Below are 16,248 nucleotides of genomic sequence, written 5' to 3' on the forward strand. Positions count from 1 at the left end.
TCTACTGCATCACTGAGCCAAAATGAGAATAGAAACCTTCCATTTAACATTGTAGTAGAACGTATCCAAAGAAAAGTTTATAGAAATATACTTGAATAATGCCGAGCAGTCATTAATTACAACAAAAATAAGCTGAAGAGCGAAGAGACGGCGATTGATTCCTACATGCGTAGAGAAACAATCGCCGTTTATTTATGCAGTACTATATTATTTAAGTTTCTAAGTTACTTCGAACGTAATTTTAAACCACTTTTTTTCAGCGTTCACGTCCCAGGGCTGTGTGTAGACCAAAGCAATTCTACCCGAACCGTGGCCTGTGGCTGAAAACAGCCAGGAGCGAGTATTTGAACTGCCAATTAGTTTGGAGTTGCCACCCAGGGATCTAGAGTTGTCCAGAGATAAAGTTTCTATGTCCGGCAGTTCTTCTTCTAGCCATTTGTAACCGGTTGAGATGTTGGAGCGTAAGTCAATACGCATTTGTTCTCCTGTTTTTAAACTAATGTGGGCACCGGTGTTTTCATCGGTAAGAATGATCATAGTGTCTCCTGACTAATGGTACGTAATTCCTAATTTATCTGTACGGGGGACGACATAATCTTCATCAAAACGATCAAGAATATTTTCTTTAGCTTTAATAATCGCTTCCGGATTATCAATCAGATCGGTAGAACTCCAAGCCTCAGTACAATATCTTTTCATGTACTCATAAGGCAAGTATCCGTATCCACGTTCTCCCCATCCATCTCCCCATGAATTCTTGAACTTGAAACGTTTGGTGGTATTGTCATATCCAACGATACAGATAGCATGACCACCATTTGAAATTAAGTCTTCCGGTGGCATACCGATAACTCCAGTACGATCAGTTTGCTCGTTAAACCAAGACTCTTCAAAAACAACCACACCTGCAATAAACGGGCCGTTAATGACAAGACTGCGCTTCATTGAGGAGATGGAATTTAGGCTAGCGAACGCTTTTATTCGATACTTAGCGGCATTCTCATCCGCTCCTATTTGCGGAGTACCTAGTTCACAAGCGATGTAAGGCCAATAGGACTCTTCGCAGCATCCTTGATCATATAATACTTTCACTGCAACGCGGGGGTAAGTTCCTTCTTCATCTGGAATTCCATCAAGCTCTTTACACTTTTGATATAGATAACGGGGGGAGAGCTCAATTGTGTGTTCATGCTCTTTCTTCTCTTGGTACTCTTTGACTCCGACCACCGCCGCAAATGCAACACAGGTACCTTCATTACCTTGAGGGCGTATTGGTGACATATCATTGGTATAGTCTACTTGTTCAGGAATATTAAAAGTGGGTAGAAATGCTTCCATAGAAATGTCTCTCTTATCGAGTGGACTTGGGATATAACCAGTAAAATATGGTTTCATAATTATGTTAGCTCCTTTTTTAGCAATTCTTTAACCGGAGGTTAGTCTGCACAAAATAATTTTTTATATGTAAGGGTTCAATGGTGTTAAATACATAAGATTGGAGTCCTTCTGGTATTATAAATATTTACCTCTTGCATAAAGAACGTGTGTTCGTTATATAATAAGAGCAAACAAGTGTTCTTATTTTTTTGTGCGGGAGTGAAAAATGATGGCTAAGCAAAGAACAATCATGTTAATTGATATGCAGAGCTTTTATGCATCCGTTGAGAAGGCAAAGATGCCTGAATATCGGGATAAGCCTCTAGCAGTAGCGGGAGATCCTGCAAGACGATCTGGTATCATATTGGCAGCTTGTCCTTTGGCAAAAGCTAAGGGTGTGTCGACTGCTGAACCACTTTGGCAATCCCTTCAGAAGTGTCCCGAGTTAATTATTGTTAGACCACATATGCAGGAATACATTGAAGTTTCGACTCAAATTATGAGTATTATGGAGGAGTTTTCAGACCAAGTAGAGCCATATAGTATTGACGAGATGTTTATTGACGTGACAGGCTCACTTCATCTGTTTGCGAATGATCCAGTGGACTTGGCAAAACAGATTCAAGACAAAATCTTTAATGCTACCGGCGTCTATGCCAGGGCTGGCATTGGGGAGAACAAAATAATCAGTAAGCTTTGCTGTGATATGATCGCAAAAAAGGTGGAAGGAGGCGTATTCCATTTAAAAAAAGATGAGCTGCATAAACATATTGGCCAAAAACCTATCCGAGATATGTGGGGGATCGGTTCAAGGATGGAAAAGCATCTGTGGAAGATGGGTATCCGAACCATTAAAGACTTGGCGAATACGCCTCTTTCCAAATTAAGAAGCAAATGGGGTGTTAATGGAGAAGTCATCTGGAGAGTTGCCAATGGACTCGACAATTCGCCGGTAACCGTCAACACACACAGTACACAAAAGGATATTGGAAACGGAATGACCCTGCCCAGAGATTTTACAGAAGCATGGGAGATTGAAGTGGTTATTCTCGATATCTGTACAGAAGTGTGCAGAAGAGCCCGTAAAAAGGGGCTGATGGGTAGTGTCATTTCTGTAAGTGTATCGGGAGCAGATTTTGATCACCCCACTGGTTTTCACAGGCAGGTTAAACTGTCTGATCCTACAAACATAACCGTTGATGTGTGCAAGTTTTCCAAACGCATATTCCATCAACATTGGGATGGGCAACCTGTGCGCCGTGTAGGCGTATCCCTGTCTCAATTATCCAACGCGGATACATATCAACTCTCTTTCTTTGATGATCAAGAGCAGAAACGAGCCATTGATCAGGTGATGGACGACATTAAGGATCGATTTGGCGACATCTCCATTCTGCGAGCGAGCTCCATTACGGCTGCGGGTCAAGCGATCGATAGAGCATCTAAAATTGGGGGGCATTACAAATGAGCAAAAAACTGGAGGCCAATGGATTATGGGAATCGAGCCGCATGATGCTTCCACAACATAAAGAACGAATTATACAGCATCGTACTCAAATTCATGTTCAAGCGAAACCACTGATTCATGAAGATGAGTGGGAAATCATTGCTCAGAATCTACGGATGTCGTTGAATTACACTTTAGTAGCAAGCATAGAACTATTCCATGAGAGGGGTAACAAATACGTTAAGGGAATTGTTACTTCCGTAAAGGATTTTGGAAAGAAGTTCAAAGTGGAGACGGATACTGGGTTTGAAACTTTAGACTATGACCAAATGGTTTCGGTGAAACTTGAAGAAGGTGATATGGATTATGAGGGAGACTGCTGAAGAACTTGCTCTGGTAAAAAAACATACTATATATCCTTTCTTGATGAGCACCGTAGAAAATGACAAGAAAAAGATAGCAGGCTCTAACGTTAAAATGAAGTCTGTATATCTTCAATACTTAGATAACCTGCAGGCTAAGATCTCATTAGATATGTACCAATGTAAGAAGAACTTAAAGGACAACAAGATAATAATCATCGAACAAACTAAATCAGATCTTGGATTAATTGTGAAGTACTCGAATAAGGAGTACAAACACAAGATGGACCTGCACTGGAGTAAAGTTAAAGTTGATGTCACACTGCTCCTCACTGATTATATGAAGGTAGATATCACAGAACTAATATAAAACGGTGTGGGATTTATCAATGCTTCGCGAGTAGGTGTTTATTTATAATCTAAGCTCCAAGAATTACCGCCTCAAACCTTTATGCCAAAGGGCTATAATGGGGATGAGGTGTTTTTATGTTTATTAGCCCTATGTTATTAGAGACAGCACCCGAGCCATTCAGCCACTCGGATTATATTTTTGAACCTAAGGTTGATGGACATCGGTTGTTATATTCGCAACAATCCGGATCAGTCCGGTTATATACAAGACACCACAACGATTGCACCAGTCAGTATCCTGAGTTGATATTGCCCTTTGAATCTGACATCATCCTGGACGGCGAGGTCGCTTGCACAGATCCAGCAACAGGTCTGAACGACTTTGAGGGTGTAATGAGTCGATTCAGCACCAAACAGACTAGCAAGATACAACTTCTCACCAAAACTTTGCCTGCAACTTTCGCCATATTTGATATTCTTCAGTACAAAGGTCGGGACCTTCGCAAGCTGACCCTTATGGATCGTAAAGCGATTCTACACAGCCTTAAATTACCCTCAAGTAGTTTTGGACTGGTACCGTATATAGAAAGCTCAGGAGAGGCACTTTACAACCAGATTGAGGTAATGGGAATGGAGGGGACGGTAGGAAAGTTGAAGGACAGCCAGGTATGTCAGCAGACGGTCCAAAGCTTGGTTGAAGATCATAAACTGGTCCTTCGCTGATGTGTATATTATTGGATACAAAAAATCTGAGTTTGGGTGGCTTGCTGCTGCACCAGATCCAACTGGCAGAATGCGTCCGGTAGGGATTATTGAGCACGGACCCAGTACAAAACATAAGCAAGCATTCCGAGGAGTTTGTTCACAGCTTATCAGAGGTGAAGATAAGAATAACGTTTACCTGGAGCCCCGAATACGAGCTAGGGTTAGAATGCGCAATTGGACCAAATCCGGATTACTACGTATACCGGTGTTTGAGCAATTTATTGTGTGATTATATATTGTAAGGACAATACAGGAGGTGCTTTGTATGTGTGGTAGATTTACGATCACTGACCCCTTAGATGCAATCATGGATAGGTATCATGCTTCTATAGTTGATGGATTTGAATACCGCCCCAACTATAACGCAGCACCGATGCAGTACATCCCGACAATTATCGGCAGCAAAGATGGTAATCGATTGGGTTCGCTACGATGGGGACTGGTTCCCGTTTGGGCCAAGGATGACAAGATCGGTAACAAGATGATCAATGCTCGTGCAGAGACGTTAACCGAAAAGACTTCCTTCAAGCGCCTAATCAGTTCTAAGCGCTGTATCATCCCCACGAACGGATTTTATGAGTGGCGCAAAGAAGGATCGGCAAAGCTACCAATGCGCATTCTGATGAAGGACAATAGCATCTTTTCTTTGGCTGGGCTGTACGATACCTGGACAGATCCAGACGGCAACAAACTGAGTACGTGCACCATCATTACAACCGAACCAAATAGCCTTATGGAAGACATTCATAATCGAATGCCTGTTATTCTGCGCCCCGAGGATGAGGAGGAATGGCTAGGAAGAGATAATGACGATGTTCAGTCTTTACTTGGCCTTTTGAAGCCATATCAAGCTTCTGAGATGCGAGCATATGAGGTTCCTAAAGAAGTGGGTAATGTGCGGAACAATAATGAAGGCTTGATTAAGAATCTAAATTAGTATTTGGAGAGCGATACCTTAAAGGTATCGCTCTTTTCAGTTACTAAGCTTTTAGAAACATATGGAAGATTGTTTTTTCATCTGATAGACTCAATTGAGTCTATAGATTTTATATAATACATACAGAGTTTAGGGGGAGAAGATGGACAATTTAAGTGATGTGTTTATGTCCGGAGTAGCTATAATAATGCTTCTGGTAATGTTTTGTTTTGCATTTATGTGCTTTTATATGATGATAGTGAATATTATTGATAAATTTAAGCCAGCTAGTAAATTAATGAGTTGTGAATCATGCGAGAGAACAATATCAACAAATGCTTATGTATGCCCGCACTGCGGTCAACATTATGGTAATTCTAGTGCTTTTAGTTCTATTACTGTTTGCTTTTTTTGTGGATGTGTATTTTTATTTATTGGATTAGCAGGGGTAAGCTTAATTCTTGAAGAGTATGGTTATGATTTGTTAAATCTAATAAAAAAACTATTTAATTGAATTAATAGGAGCCAGGTAATCGGCTCCTATTTTTGTGCTCTAAATTCAAATGTATCACGAAAGTATCTTTTGCCCGCGACTTTAATAGAAACCCCACTAAATGCCTCCACCGTACCGCCATAATCAATGATGTGTTCCCGATCATCCTGGACATGCCAAACCGCTACCTGATCCTGCCTAATTGCAGCTACAAAAAAGTCTATATCTCCCTTCAGCACTCTATATGTATGGTTCATGTTATTCACCTCACAATTAATTTCTGTGAGAGTGAAATAAATTCCTTCTTTGTCTGTCTTGAAAGAGTAATTAGTATGTTATATAGATCTAACATGAAAAACAGAGTCTGTGGCTCTCCAAACCTAACTTTTTTGAATTGGAACATGTGTTCTATAATTGGTAGTCTAAAGAGATTTAAATGTAACTTTATGGATTTATTTGCGTCTATTGTAATGAAGGTGAATTTAGATAGGGGGATTTTGGGATGAATTTAAAAAAAGCATTATTGGCTAGCAGCCTTGTGTTGAGTGTACTCTTAATGGCTGGTTGTGGATCTGACGAGGCGCAGGCACCCGATCCTGTTCAATCAACTGAGCAAGTGCCCGCTCAAACAGAAGAAAAGGATCAAGTCAAAGAGGAACAAAGTATATACATTGATGAAGCTGGTTATGAGGGTGACGAGCTGGAGATGATTAAAGTAGTAAATCTATCAACAAAGTATAGAAATGAAGGGAACGAAGAGGAATTCCTGAAGCTCTTTAATCCGAACCATATGAAGACCTTAACGCCTATGAAAGTCGAAAGTATTCAACTTGAATCAATTAACTTCATGTCTGAAAATATTGGAAGTGTGGAAACCACAATAAAATACGATACAAAACAAGAGCCTGGAATAGCTCTATTTGTATTCGAGAAGAAGGATGGAAAATGGATTATCTCTGGAACAGACTAGGAACAGCGTAAAGAAGAAGCAGTCCCTCATAGGGGGACTGCTTCTTTGTGTCGTCGAACCTTAAACCCAATCAGTTGCTTCTACGGCGACCATAGTGTAAACGGGGCGTTGTTCATTACCCGGATCGTAAGACACTGGTGAAGGGTTGCCATTACGGACAACGGCATATTTCATTTGGGAAGAACTTCCACCGTCCAGCATAATAGCCAAGTTACAACCACGGTTAATCATGAACTGACGTACTTCATATGCATTCTCTGATTGGAACACAGCTAACCAGATTTTTGATCCATCCCAACCAATTGCAGTACGTGGACGGTTGATGCTAGGGCTGAAGCGATAAGCATTTTGAGTATTGGCTTTAGCGTCAGTACATGCATTCGCGTCGCCTGTACCATTAATCGCAGTATAGAATGCAGCAGAGTTAGCATATGAAACATTCGGGAATAGACTGTAGCCACCAATGGCCCATTTGATGTTGCTCAAGCTCGTTTCAGTGTATGCTCCGACAACACCTGTACTGATGGCATTCCCGCCATTGTAACAATACATGGTACCTCGTTTAGTCGCAGTACCACATGGTCCTTGATTAAGATGTCCATTCGTGTGTACTCTTGCACCATTTTGCATAGCAATACCAGTCAATTGACCGTTTGTGAGGTTGAAGAATGTTCCGTTGACTCCGAATTTCGGTTGGTTAACAACAGCTGTTGCGCCGATATTGCGAAGTACAATGGCCCCCAGATCTGCTTTAATGGCGTGTACTACTTTGTTGTTGTGTGAATATTGAATATGTTGAGCGACTGTCATAATTAAAACCTCCATAATAGTTAATAGTGTTGTACGAAGCTAGTGGCCACTATTTTCGTCTCTCATATATGAAGGTAATTAATGCAGTAATTTAACAACCACTTTTGAAAAATAAATAATTTGAATTTAACTAAACGCATGAATATCTATTTCACCAGATAACTAGAGTTATGTGAAAAAGATTAGACATAGTAATTCCGTACAAATGCAATAAATTTACATATCCCTTTGGAACTTATGGTATTATCAGACTAGTTTGTTCTATGTATGCTGTAAGAAATCTCGAATTCATTTTACCTGATCGGTATTGGGGACCAGATACATATTCACATAATGAAGATAAGTTAGTTCTTCCTGAGGTACTTATAGATATTAAAAACTTGGATGATTCTGTTACATTGCCAGTATCACTAGCAAGGATGCTTAAACCTATGCTAGATGCATTGTGGAATGCATTTGGGTTGCCAGAAGCAATCCTTGAAATTGACCGTGGTCAACAACATTAGAATTATAAAGATATATGGCATACCAAAGAATGTCTTTACGGAGAAGGTCAACCGGTACAATGAGATTGGCCTAATTTGTTGGGCAAGCATAAGGAGAATTGGGATTGAACAAAACTAAAGATTATAATCCATATGTAGTGATAGACCGGAATTTCGCTTTTGGTGGGAACGGAAACTTGTACTTAGTTAAAGATGAGAATGAAATAAAGTATGTTTTGAAAATTTTAAAAATACATTCAGCTAAAGATGTTAAAAAAGTGAAACGTTTTTTAAATGAAATCAAATTTGTTGAGGAATATCAGGACGAAATACAAGGAATAATCCCTATACGATTCACTTATATTCCAGAAGAATTAAAAAGTGAGTTTGAATTCACAGCAGACCTAAAGGGGACTGAGTTATGGTATGTTATGGATCTTGCTGAGCCTATCGCTGAAAAATTAGGTGAAACTAGAGATCTAGAAATGATTATTGAGAGTTTGATTTCTTTGTCCCAAACTTTAGCTGAATTGCATAGCCATATAATTGTTCATAGAGATATTAAGCCAAGTAATCTTTATTACTATAAAGACACGTGGGCTTTTGGTGACTTTGGTTTAGTAGCGTACCCTGAAATTGATGATAAAAATTTAACAGGAAAAGATGAGAGAATTGGAAACTACGCAACTATCGCACCGGAAATGAGACGTGGCGGGCTAGTGGAAGATGCAAGACCAGCTGATGTATGGTCTTTGGCAAAAACATTGTGGATGCTAATTACTTATAATGACAGTAGTTGTTTTGAAGGTTCTTATAGTCGAAATGTTGAAGAAATTTCTGTCTCCAGATATTTGAAGGGAGTACCTACAGATCTTTTACATAATATTCTTGAGTGCGCTTCTCGTTATGAACCAAAAAACAGGGTTGATATCAAAGAGTTTTTAAGAATGTTAGAAGGGTATAGGGATCTATTATCTGATAAAAAACGTATCTTCAGCTACAAAGAGTTACAAGTTTTATCGCATCAATCTGAAGAGGGAAGGTTTTTTCATAACTCTGCGGATCGTACTGTTGCAACGGACCAATTAATTAAGAATTTTAATCTTATTTTGGAGAACCAAGAATACTATTTCCGAACACAGCAACTAGATGATGAAGTGGATATTCTAAAATATATAAAGTATAAATTAGAATTCTTCAGCTTAAATAGTTATTTAATATCCCCAATAATTGGACACCATAGAAATACAAGTTTGCCTGCAATAAGAATTTTTGTAAGGTACACAGATACAGAAGCAAAATTTGTTTCAGATGTAGTATGTTTAGATAAAAAGGTACATCTCTATCAACATCGCATTCCTTCCATGGAAAATTACTATGACGAGGATGAGCGAGTTGATTATACAGTTGTGAATGACTTTGTTAAGATCATAGATTCAATATCAATGAAATCTAACGAGTCGCTACGATAAGAGGTATTGATCAGAAGTTACATGTGACAAGGGGAACTTTTGCACTTACAATTGATCCCTTTTTTTCATGTTATCATTATTTTTTTGATAAATAGTTTTTCAGAATCTCATATAGTTTCTTTATAGAATCATCACCCAAACTCACATACTCATCATGTCCTTCTATCAAGGTAAGGCGAGAGTACGCCCACTTCTTCAAGTGGGTGGTGAATCGCTTTTCTTTTTGTCTTTCCTGTATATCATAGTAGTGTACATATAACAAAGGTGTTCTTCGTGAATTGCTTAAAAGGAGGTGAAATGAAAATTGAAACAAGAGGAACAGTATCAAACTCATCAAGTTTGGATCAAACCAGGGCATAGGCTATTCTTATATTTTCAAGTGTTGTGTGGACAAGCCAAAAACTTGTACAACACGACGAATTTTTTTATTCGTCAAACGTATACAGCCCTAAAACAAGAGAGTGATCTACAGCCGCTCCAACAAGAAGTTTTGGATATGCTTCGTACACATATCAACACAATGAATGAGGTTCAGCTTCTTAGTTATCAAAAAAGAGAAGCAAAAGAATTGCTAAAATCAGAAGATCAACGAAAGATAGTCAAACCAAACTTCTTTTCTTTACCAACAAGGGAAGAACCGATGCTGAACTACAACTTCTTGGATGCTTTGTTTAAGGCGATGAAACAAGAAAATTATCGTTCTTTACCGACACAAAGTAGCCAAAATGTCATGAAAATCGTTTTTCAAAACTGGAAAAGTTACTTTGAATCGTTAAAGGTATTTCGAAAGAATCCTTCTGCTTTCAAGGCGAAACCACGTATCCCATCGTATTGTCGGAATCATCAAAGAGAGCTCATTCTGACCAATCAAGATTGCGTTATTAAAGAAGGGAAATTCCTTAAACTTCCCTTAACAAAAGAGCGACTCAACATTGGAAAGTTGGGCTACACCAAAGGAAAGCTCATGCAAGTACGTGTCATTCCGTCCTATGGACGCTTTTTTGTAGAGCTGGTCTTTTCTTGTGAAATTACGGAGCAAGCTTTTCCAAAAGAACGAGTCATGGCCATCGATTTAGGCATTGATAATCTTGCAACCATTGTGACTAATACAGGCAAAAAGCCTACATTAGTCAAGGGCAAGGTCGCCAAAGCGATGAATCAGTATTACAACAAACAAAAAGCACATTACCTGGGCATTTTACGACAAGGAAAGAAGCCAAACGAAGGGCAGCAGACAAGCCATCGCCTAGTACGTCTGAATCGGAAGCGATTTCTTAAAATGAAAGATTTTTTTCACAAAGCGAGCTACCAGATCATTCAACTTGCCGTAGAAGAGCAGATTGGAACGATCATCATTGGTCGTAATACGCAGTGGAAGAGTGAAACCAATATGGGAAAACGAAACAATCAATCGTTTTGCCACATTCCACACAAATTGCTCATTCAGATGATGACGTACAAGGCAAAACGTCTTGGTATTGAAATTATTGTAAGAGAGGAGTCCTACACATCAAAGGCGAGTTTCTTAGATGGTGATGCCATTCCTACATATGGTGAAAGTGATCTACTGAAAAACTTTTCGGGTAACCGAATTCACCGAGGAATGTACCGTTCGAAAGCAGGCATATGCATTAATGCGGATGTAAATGGAGCCTACAACATTATGCGAAAAGAAGTTCCAAATGCTTTGGCAAATGGAATAGAGGGGTTGGACAACCTAATGGCTGTCGCTGTGTCAACTCCACTTGTGTTAAACGTCCTTTAACGTGTTTTTAAACATAAATGAGGACGATACATAAGAAACCCTCGCTTCAAGCGTTAGCTAAGCGATGGGAGTTTTCATGAGAATTAGCAGTTACATCGCTTGGTGATATTCGTTTGTGCCGTCCTATGATGTATTGAAAGATATATGTAGTGAAGTAGGCTTATTATGCATTGCACTCAATGCATCAACTGAACGATAATTTGTAGCAATTATTAAAGATTGGTTTCGCTCAGGATGACCTGTACATTATTCAGATATTGAAAAAATGAATATTGGGAGAGAACAATACATGATGATCAAAAATCAAAACATTACATTATCTTATGATGAGAAACAATATGCTTATTCAAATACACTCCGTACTACTGATAAATATCATCTACCAGATCAATATGACTCAATTAAGTATGTATACAAACTAGAATGCATCGATGAAGAAGAGAGTATTTTAATTAGATTTGTTTCTGATGTGTGTAATCTTATCCCAAAATGGATGGCTTATTACTTTAGTGATGAAAAGATAAATAATGTAGATAAGAGGTACCCTATTCCAATGGGTGTTTTGAGAAAAGAATCAGCGGAATTTCTAAAAAATAACATTGATAGAATTCGAGAATGGTTCATGTGGCCAGGTTCTAATGGGAAAGGCGTTTTTGTTATTGCGGAGAATGAGAAAATAGACATTCAGATAATGGACATGCAGATCCTTGATTCAAATAATGAACTTATCCATCAAAAGAAGGGGGTAGAAATCCTAGATAGACCAATGAAAATTTCAGAGTACCGTCATCTTTTAGAATGGTTACCTAAAGAAAATAAATTGACGCTTTTTAATCTTGGAATCAGACAGAGTAGGTACCCCTATGCTCTGTTCGAAGTAAACTTTGGTGAAAATAGTAAATCTGTGACAATTGATTCGAAGGTGAAAATTGATACTGTAGATCCAGATTGGAATGAGTATTTATATCAAGTATTGCACGACACAGGAACGACTGAAACTGTGGCAATGTTGCTTGAAGAGGAACTTCAAAGAATTAGAAATTTGAAAAGCTCATAATTTTGAATAAATAATTTAGAATTCCTAAATGTATGAATAATGTCTTGATTCCACATGCCACCGTTATTAGATCTAACTTGAAATAATCCCCTATGCCGATAGTAGACATAGGGGGAATAATATATATGAGAAATCATCACTGGTCAGTTTATTGTGCGGTTATTTATTTTAGTCTTGTTTTCATCATTAATTTGGTTTTTTCAACTTGGTCAAATTTAGAATACGGCCGATTAACGCAAGAAGTTGATAGCTTAGGTCAAGCAGCCCCATCCATTACTCAAGGGTTTGATAGTCTATTTGAGTCTTTAGAAAACACAACTGAAGACAATGACCCAAATGTAATACAAATAAATGCAGAGGAAATACTAGAAAAATCAGCGCAATTAGTTAAGACTGCTAAGTCTGCTTTTGTTTACATGTTGGTAAGCACTTTTGCAGGTGTTTTCACAACTATAGCATTAATTTTCCCTAAAATAGTAATGGATATAATCGAAAAATTTATCGAAATTCCCGATATTGACTATGATTCACTTGCATTATTTAAATCCATTATGGTGCTGGCAAATATCAGTATTGCATGCTGGGATATTTATGGGCTAGTGAATATATGGAAATATTTTTAGAACACTGTAAAGGTTTATGATAGGTATGGTTGATATTCGGTTCTATGTATAGAAAAGACAAGCTTTCAAATCAAAAAATAAGATTGTTGATGTAAACAGGACAACAACATACTAGCATCTACAGTAAAAATTGAGTGGAGAGATATGGTTGGCTAATAAGACAAGTGAAGAACGCGAAAAACCAATTAAACCAGAAGGTTTCGTCAGAGGACTGATATATGATTTCATTAACGGGACACCTTCTGACAAGCTAAGTATTGTAAGTAGTTTCTTTACGATATGCGGTATATCCATTGCTTCAAATTTTGCAATTAAACAATTATTTGATATAAAAAGTCTTTTCTCGGTTGCAATCTTAATCGGTTTAACTGCGTGTGCATTACCTATAGCACTGATTGTGATATGGGCTATGCTGATAGTGCCTGGATATTTACGTAAAGCAAGAGAAACGAAACCGAATTCTCAAACGGATTTACTCTTTGTGGCTGTATTTGTTTTAGCGTGGGGACTGTGCTTGATGTCTTTGTCAGTACTGCTTGCTACCTACCTTTGGAGTATAAATAAATGGATTATTTAGACCACGGTTAACTGATTTATGGAGAAATTCAGATTGGTGATCCAATACAACACATTAAAAGCAGTCTGTGCAATCAGTGGTTTATCCAACACCAGTAGCTCAGGAATCCTTAATTAAAGTGTCTGCTCAAAGAATCCGTAAGCATAATGAATATTAACATCTTATGAATACTAAGAGAATTTTGTTGAATATGGAGCATTTATAGTTGAAAGCCCCCCACTCGTAAATATCTGATTGGGGGGCTTTTTTTGTCTACATTTATAAATCAGAATTGAAAAGAACGAAATCGATCAGAGTATCAGCGAAATTCTTAATTTGTACGTGGTCAGATTAAAATGATAACCTGTCTCATAGGCGATTAAAGGAGATATAAAGAAACAGGGCGCAGCGACTATGAGTTCCTAACCTATTTAGTAAACAAATATGAGTTGTTTAACGAACTTAAAGTGCGAGGGACAAAGCATGATTAAGATTGTTGAAGTTTTGCCAGGGCAGGAATCGTTTATATAGGACTTTCCGTCACTACATGGTACATATGGGCAAGAACTGTTTGGGGAATCCTGGCGCGATCGAGTCAAGCTGGGAATGATTTATATTTGGCTGTAGGGGAATCAGCAGCTCTCACTGGTCAGTGAAATCTGCTGTGAAAGCTACAAAGATAACAGGTGTTGTTTATGACGATCTTGGTAATAGGGTTAAAAGAGACTAATTAATACCGAAACCGTTCTTAAGGTAATTAAAATTGGTGTAACTGTGATTAATATCTGGTACGTGAAGGAGCAGACGCTTGATGTCTTACAGAATAAGTAGTGGGAAAAGTCGAATGGATAAACTTACTTGATGAAAATAATGGTATATAATAGAGTTATGCAAACTATTATGTTCTGAGGGGAGTTTCATTCATTGAGTGTACTAGCAGAAAAAATTGTGCTTTTAGATGAAAACGAAGAAAACGAATCTGAAATAGATTTCATTGAGTGCGAATTTTTTGAGGACAATGAAGATTCAGAGAGGAAAATATTCGAATATGATCGGGATACAATCAGAAATATCCGGACGAAAGCAGGGCTTGTAATGGATTTAATTACGAGTCACGAACAGGTGATTAAAACACTCGCTCCGCCGAGAACCAGACATGAAATTAATGGCGGATATAAGATTGCTAATCGTAGGGGAGCCCGGCTTCATGAAGTAGAAGTATTCAATCTGTACTTCAAATTCCGGAGTCATTTACGCGGCGATGGGATAGCCTTAATGTACCGCACGAATGACAAACAGGAAAGAATCATATTGTTGCCTGATGATACAAGAGATAGGGTTGAACAAGAAAGTAGATTGTTTCTGGATATTGCAACAGAGTTAACATTAATGGGCTACATGGAACCAGATGTACAGAATGATTTGATTGAGAACCTGCGGTTATTAAACATACATGAGAGATGTGCTCAAAGCTTACAACATGAATATGGCCACATTTTACACTGGAGAGAGTTTGATGAATTGGGTATACATACGCCTGTAGATATTTTTGATTGGTTTGTGGTTAATGGATACTACGAGAACGTTGAACGGAGAATACCACATTTTGAAGACAAGCCTGCTCAACAGCAATTGATGATTTTAAAGGAATCTCTGGTCGAGGATTACCGGATTTCCTTGAATTTATCGGAGAAAAGTGGTAAATTCATATCACCAAACAAGTTTTGTCACTTTGGAGATTTTCAAATGCCTGAACTACTGGAAGAAGGAGTGAGGATCATGAAAGAAATGTTGACCAATCAGATAAATAAACCTTCTGTAAGTCGTCCCTTGTCTTCATCTGAGATGGACTCACTTGAAGTGATTCGATCGGTGGCTTCAGAAGGGTTCAGAACCAAATGGAGAGCAGGCGTAAAATCTTCTACCGGAGCAACAATCCATAGAAAACGTGAAGAGCTGATTCGTGAGCTGCAGGAAGTAGCTGCGACGACTGAATAAGCGTGATATATATTAATACAACGGCCTTACAAGAGAAATATTCTTGTAGGGCTTTTTTATCTATAAAAGCGGAGAATACTCCACCCTCAATAGGGTGGGGATGAATCAGCGGTTTTCGACTTTAATCCGAACGTATGTCCTATAATTAGGAATAAGAGTACTAGAAAGGAGATGTCGCACGTGCTGATTCATCAAGCCTACATGTACCGGATCTACCCCAAACCTGAACAACAGCAACTCATCAGGCGTATGTTTGGCTGCTGCCACTTTTGTGTTCAATTACTTCTTGGACACGTGGAATCAAATCTATGCGGAAACGGGAAAGGGCTTATCCTATTAAGCTTGTGCGAAACAACTCCCCTTATTAAAAGCACAATACAACTGGCTGAAAGAAGTCGATAGCATCGCTTTGCAGTCAACTGCTCATCATGTGGTAGATAGCTTTGATCGCTTCTTGAAAAAGCAAAATCAAACGCCACGCTTCAAGAGCAGAAAGCATCCGATTCAAAGTTACACAACCAAATTCACGAACGGGAATATCGCCGTGGAGTGTAGTCGCTTGAAACTCTCCAAACTCAGCTGGATGCGTTTTGCAAATTCCCGGAAGCTGGAAGGCCGCATATTGCCCGCTACCGTGCGTCAAAACGCCAGCGGGAAGTTTTTTGTTTCGCTGGTTTGCGAAGTTGAAAAGAATCCGCTGCAGCAAGTGGATGCACATATTGGCATCGACCTGGGCTTGAAAGAATATGCCTGATGCTCGAATGGCGAACATTATGCGAATCCTCGCTTTTACCGCCAACA

Annotated in this window: 19 protein-coding genes; 15 read left to right on the forward strand and 4 right to left on the reverse strand. The window is 38.7% G+C overall.

The window, feature by feature from the left end:
• Positions 1–219: 219 nt before the first annotated feature.
• Positions 220–537: a protease inhibitor I42 family protein gene (locus tag HP548_RS12180; RefSeq protein ID WP_090811016.1), complete on the reverse strand. Its 318-nt coding sequence runs from the start codon at positions 535–537 to the stop codon at positions 220–222.
• Between the two features lie 12 nt (positions 538–549).
• Positions 550–1,395, reverse strand: coding sequence for a C1 family peptidase (locus HP548_RS12185; RefSeq protein ID WP_175381773.1), 846 nt, complete (start codon positions 1,393–1,395; stop codon positions 550–552).
• Positions 1,396–1,606: 211 nt separating this feature from the next.
• Between HP548_RS12185 and HP548_RS12190 the strand changes: the two genes are divergently transcribed.
• The 6 genes from HP548_RS12190 to HP548_RS12215 all read left to right on the forward strand — a co-directional run bounded on the left by HP548_RS12190 (position 1,607) and on the right by HP548_RS12215 (position 5,732).
• On the forward strand, positions 1,607–2,845 hold the full coding sequence (locus HP548_RS12190; RefSeq protein WP_246318039.1) for a DNA polymerase IV: 1,239 nt from the start codon (positions 1,607–1,609) through the stop codon (positions 2,843–2,845).
• Positions 2,842–3,207, forward strand: a complete 366-nt coding sequence (locus HP548_RS12195) for a YolD-like family protein (protein ID WP_175381774.1) — start codon at positions 2,842–2,844, stop codon at positions 3,205–3,207. The genes HP548_RS12190 and HP548_RS12195 overlap by 4 nt, the downstream gene beginning before the upstream one ends.
• Entirely contained in the window at positions 3,191–3,556 is a 366-nt protein-coding gene (locus HP548_RS12200) for a hypothetical protein (protein ID WP_090811010.1), read from the forward strand. Before HP548_RS12195 ends, HP548_RS12200 begins: the two co-directional genes overlap by 17 nt.
• A gap of 131 nt (positions 3,557–3,687) precedes the next feature.
• The gene (locus tag HP548_RS12205) at positions 3,688–4,260 is read left to right on the forward strand and encodes an ATP-dependent DNA ligase (protein WP_343054826.1); all 573 of its coding nucleotides are present in this window, start codon (positions 3,688–3,690) and stop codon (positions 4,258–4,260) included.
• A gap of 307 nt (positions 4,261–4,567) precedes the next feature.
• Complete coding sequence (locus tag HP548_RS12210; RefSeq protein WP_090811006.1) at positions 4,568–5,239, forward strand: SOS response-associated peptidase; 672 nt, start codon at positions 4,568–4,570, stop codon at positions 5,237–5,239.
• A 142-nt stretch (positions 5,240–5,381) separates the two neighbouring features.
• Positions 5,382–5,732 (forward strand): hypothetical protein, encoded by a 351-nt coding sequence (locus HP548_RS12215; protein WP_090811004.1) that lies wholly within the window; start codon positions 5,382–5,384, stop codon positions 5,730–5,732.
• A 26-nt stretch (positions 5,733–5,758) separates the two neighbouring features.
• Here the strand turns inward: HP548_RS12215 and HP548_RS12220 are convergent, their stop codons facing one another.
• The gene (locus HP548_RS12220) at positions 5,759–5,968 is read right to left on the reverse strand and encodes a hypothetical protein (RefSeq protein ID WP_175381775.1); all 210 of its coding nucleotides are present in this window, start codon (positions 5,966–5,968) and stop codon (positions 5,759–5,761) included.
• A 245-nt stretch (positions 5,969–6,213) separates the two neighbouring features.
• On the opposite strand from HP548_RS12220, the gene HP548_RS12225 reads away from it, so the two are divergent.
• Positions 6,214–6,681 (forward strand): hypothetical protein, encoded by a 468-nt coding sequence (locus HP548_RS12225; RefSeq protein WP_079696873.1) that lies wholly within the window; start codon positions 6,214–6,216, stop codon positions 6,679–6,681.
• A 60-nt stretch (positions 6,682–6,741) separates the two neighbouring features.
• On the opposite strand, the gene HP548_RS12230 is transcribed toward HP548_RS12225, so the two are convergent.
• A complete protein-coding gene (locus tag HP548_RS12230; protein WP_175381776.1) occupies positions 6,742–7,491 on the reverse strand; it encodes a phosphodiester glycosidase family protein in 750 nt (249 codons plus the stop codon).
• Positions 7,492–7,754: 263 nt separating this feature from the next.
• Here HP548_RS12230 and HP548_RS12235 point away from each other — a divergent pair, with 263 nt between their 5' ends.
• From HP548_RS12235 to HP548_RS33335, 8 genes are all read left to right on the forward strand, one after another.
• A complete protein-coding gene (locus HP548_RS12235; RefSeq protein ID WP_175381777.1) occupies positions 7,755–7,997 on the forward strand; it encodes a hypothetical protein in 243 nt (80 codons plus the stop codon).
• A 104-nt stretch (positions 7,998–8,101) separates the two neighbouring features.
• Positions 8,102–9,448: a protein kinase domain-containing protein gene (locus HP548_RS12240; RefSeq protein ID WP_175381778.1), complete on the forward strand. Its 1,347-nt coding sequence runs from the start codon at positions 8,102–8,104 to the stop codon at positions 9,446–9,448.
• Positions 9,449–9,752: 304 nt separating this feature from the next.
• Entirely contained in the window at positions 9,753–11,213 is a 1,461-nt protein-coding gene (locus HP548_RS12245; protein ID WP_175381779.1) for an RNA-guided endonuclease InsQ/TnpB family protein, read from the forward strand.
• A gap of 289 nt (positions 11,214–11,502) precedes the next feature.
• Complete coding sequence (locus tag HP548_RS12250) at positions 11,503–12,270, forward strand: hypothetical protein (protein ID WP_175381780.1); 768 nt, start codon at positions 11,503–11,505, stop codon at positions 12,268–12,270.
• Positions 12,271–12,395: 125 nt separating this feature from the next.
• Positions 12,396–12,893, forward strand: coding sequence for a hypothetical protein (locus HP548_RS12255; protein ID WP_175381781.1), 498 nt, complete (start codon positions 12,396–12,398; stop codon positions 12,891–12,893).
• A 148-nt stretch (positions 12,894–13,041) separates the two neighbouring features.
• A complete protein-coding gene (locus HP548_RS12260; protein ID WP_175381782.1) occupies positions 13,042–13,470 on the forward strand; it encodes a hypothetical protein in 429 nt (142 codons plus the stop codon).
• Positions 13,471–14,373: 903 nt separating this feature from the next.
• On the forward strand, positions 14,374–15,447 hold the full coding sequence (locus tag HP548_RS12265) for a hypothetical protein (RefSeq protein WP_175381783.1): 1,074 nt from the start codon (positions 14,374–14,376) through the stop codon (positions 15,445–15,447).
• A 201-nt stretch (positions 15,448–15,648) separates the two neighbouring features.
• Positions 15,649–15,849, forward strand: a complete 201-nt coding sequence (locus HP548_RS33335) for a helix-turn-helix domain-containing protein (protein ID WP_246318045.1) — start codon at positions 15,649–15,651, stop codon at positions 15,847–15,849.
• Positions 15,850–16,248: the final 399 nt, after the last annotated feature.

The organism is Paenibacillus taichungensis (assembly GCF_013359905.1).
Taxonomy (GTDB): Bacteria; Bacillota; Bacilli; order Paenibacillales; family Paenibacillaceae; genus Paenibacillus; species Paenibacillus taichungensis.

Bases quoted from the DNA above. Each gene is read 5' to 3' on its own strand.
- HP548_RS12180 (WP_090811016.1), bottom strand. From the start codon at position 537: ATGATCATTCTTACCGATGAAAACACCGGTGCCCACATTAGTTTAAAA.
- HP548_RS12185 (WP_175381773.1), bottom strand. From the start codon at position 1,395: ATGAAACCATATTTTACTGGTTATATCCCAAGTCCACTCGATAAGAGA.
- HP548_RS12190 (WP_246318039.1), top strand. From the start codon at position 1,607: ATGGCTAAGCAAAGAACAATCATGTTAATTGATATGCAGAGCTTTTAT.
- HP548_RS12195 (WP_175381774.1), top strand. From the start codon at position 2,842: ATGAGCAAAAAACTGGAGGCCAATGGATTATGGGAATCGAGCCGCATG.
- HP548_RS12200 (WP_090811010.1), top strand. From the start codon at position 3,191: ATGAGGGAGACTGCTGAAGAACTTGCTCTGGTAAAAAAACATACTATA.
- HP548_RS12205 (WP_343054826.1), top strand. From the start codon at position 3,688: ATGTTATTAGAGACAGCACCCGAGCCATTCAGCCACTCGGATTATATT.
- HP548_RS12210 (WP_090811006.1), top strand. From the start codon at position 4,568: ATGTGTGGTAGATTTACGATCACTGACCCCTTAGATGCAATCATGGAT.
- HP548_RS12215 (WP_090811004.1), top strand. From the start codon at position 5,382: ATGGACAATTTAAGTGATGTGTTTATGTCCGGAGTAGCTATAATAATG.
- HP548_RS12220 (WP_175381775.1), bottom strand. From the start codon at position 5,968: ATGAACCATACATATAGAGTGCTGAAGGGAGATATAGACTTTTTTGTA.
- HP548_RS12225 (WP_079696873.1), top strand. From the start codon at position 6,214: ATGAATTTAAAAAAAGCATTATTGGCTAGCAGCCTTGTGTTGAGTGTA.
- HP548_RS12230 (WP_175381776.1), bottom strand. From the start codon at position 7,491: ATGACAGTCGCTCAACATATTCAATATTCACACAACAACAAAGTAGTA.
- HP548_RS12235 (WP_175381777.1), top strand. From the start codon at position 7,755: ATGTATGCTGTAAGAAATCTCGAATTCATTTTACCTGATCGGTATTGG.
- HP548_RS12250 (WP_175381780.1), top strand. From the start codon at position 11,503: ATGATGATCAAAAATCAAAACATTACATTATCTTATGATGAGAAACAA.
- HP548_RS12255 (WP_175381781.1), top strand. From the start codon at position 12,396: ATGAGAAATCATCACTGGTCAGTTTATTGTGCGGTTATTTATTTTAGT.
- HP548_RS33335 (WP_246318045.1), top strand. From the start codon at position 15,649: ATGTACCGGATCTACCCCAAACCTGAACAACAGCAACTCATCAGGCGT.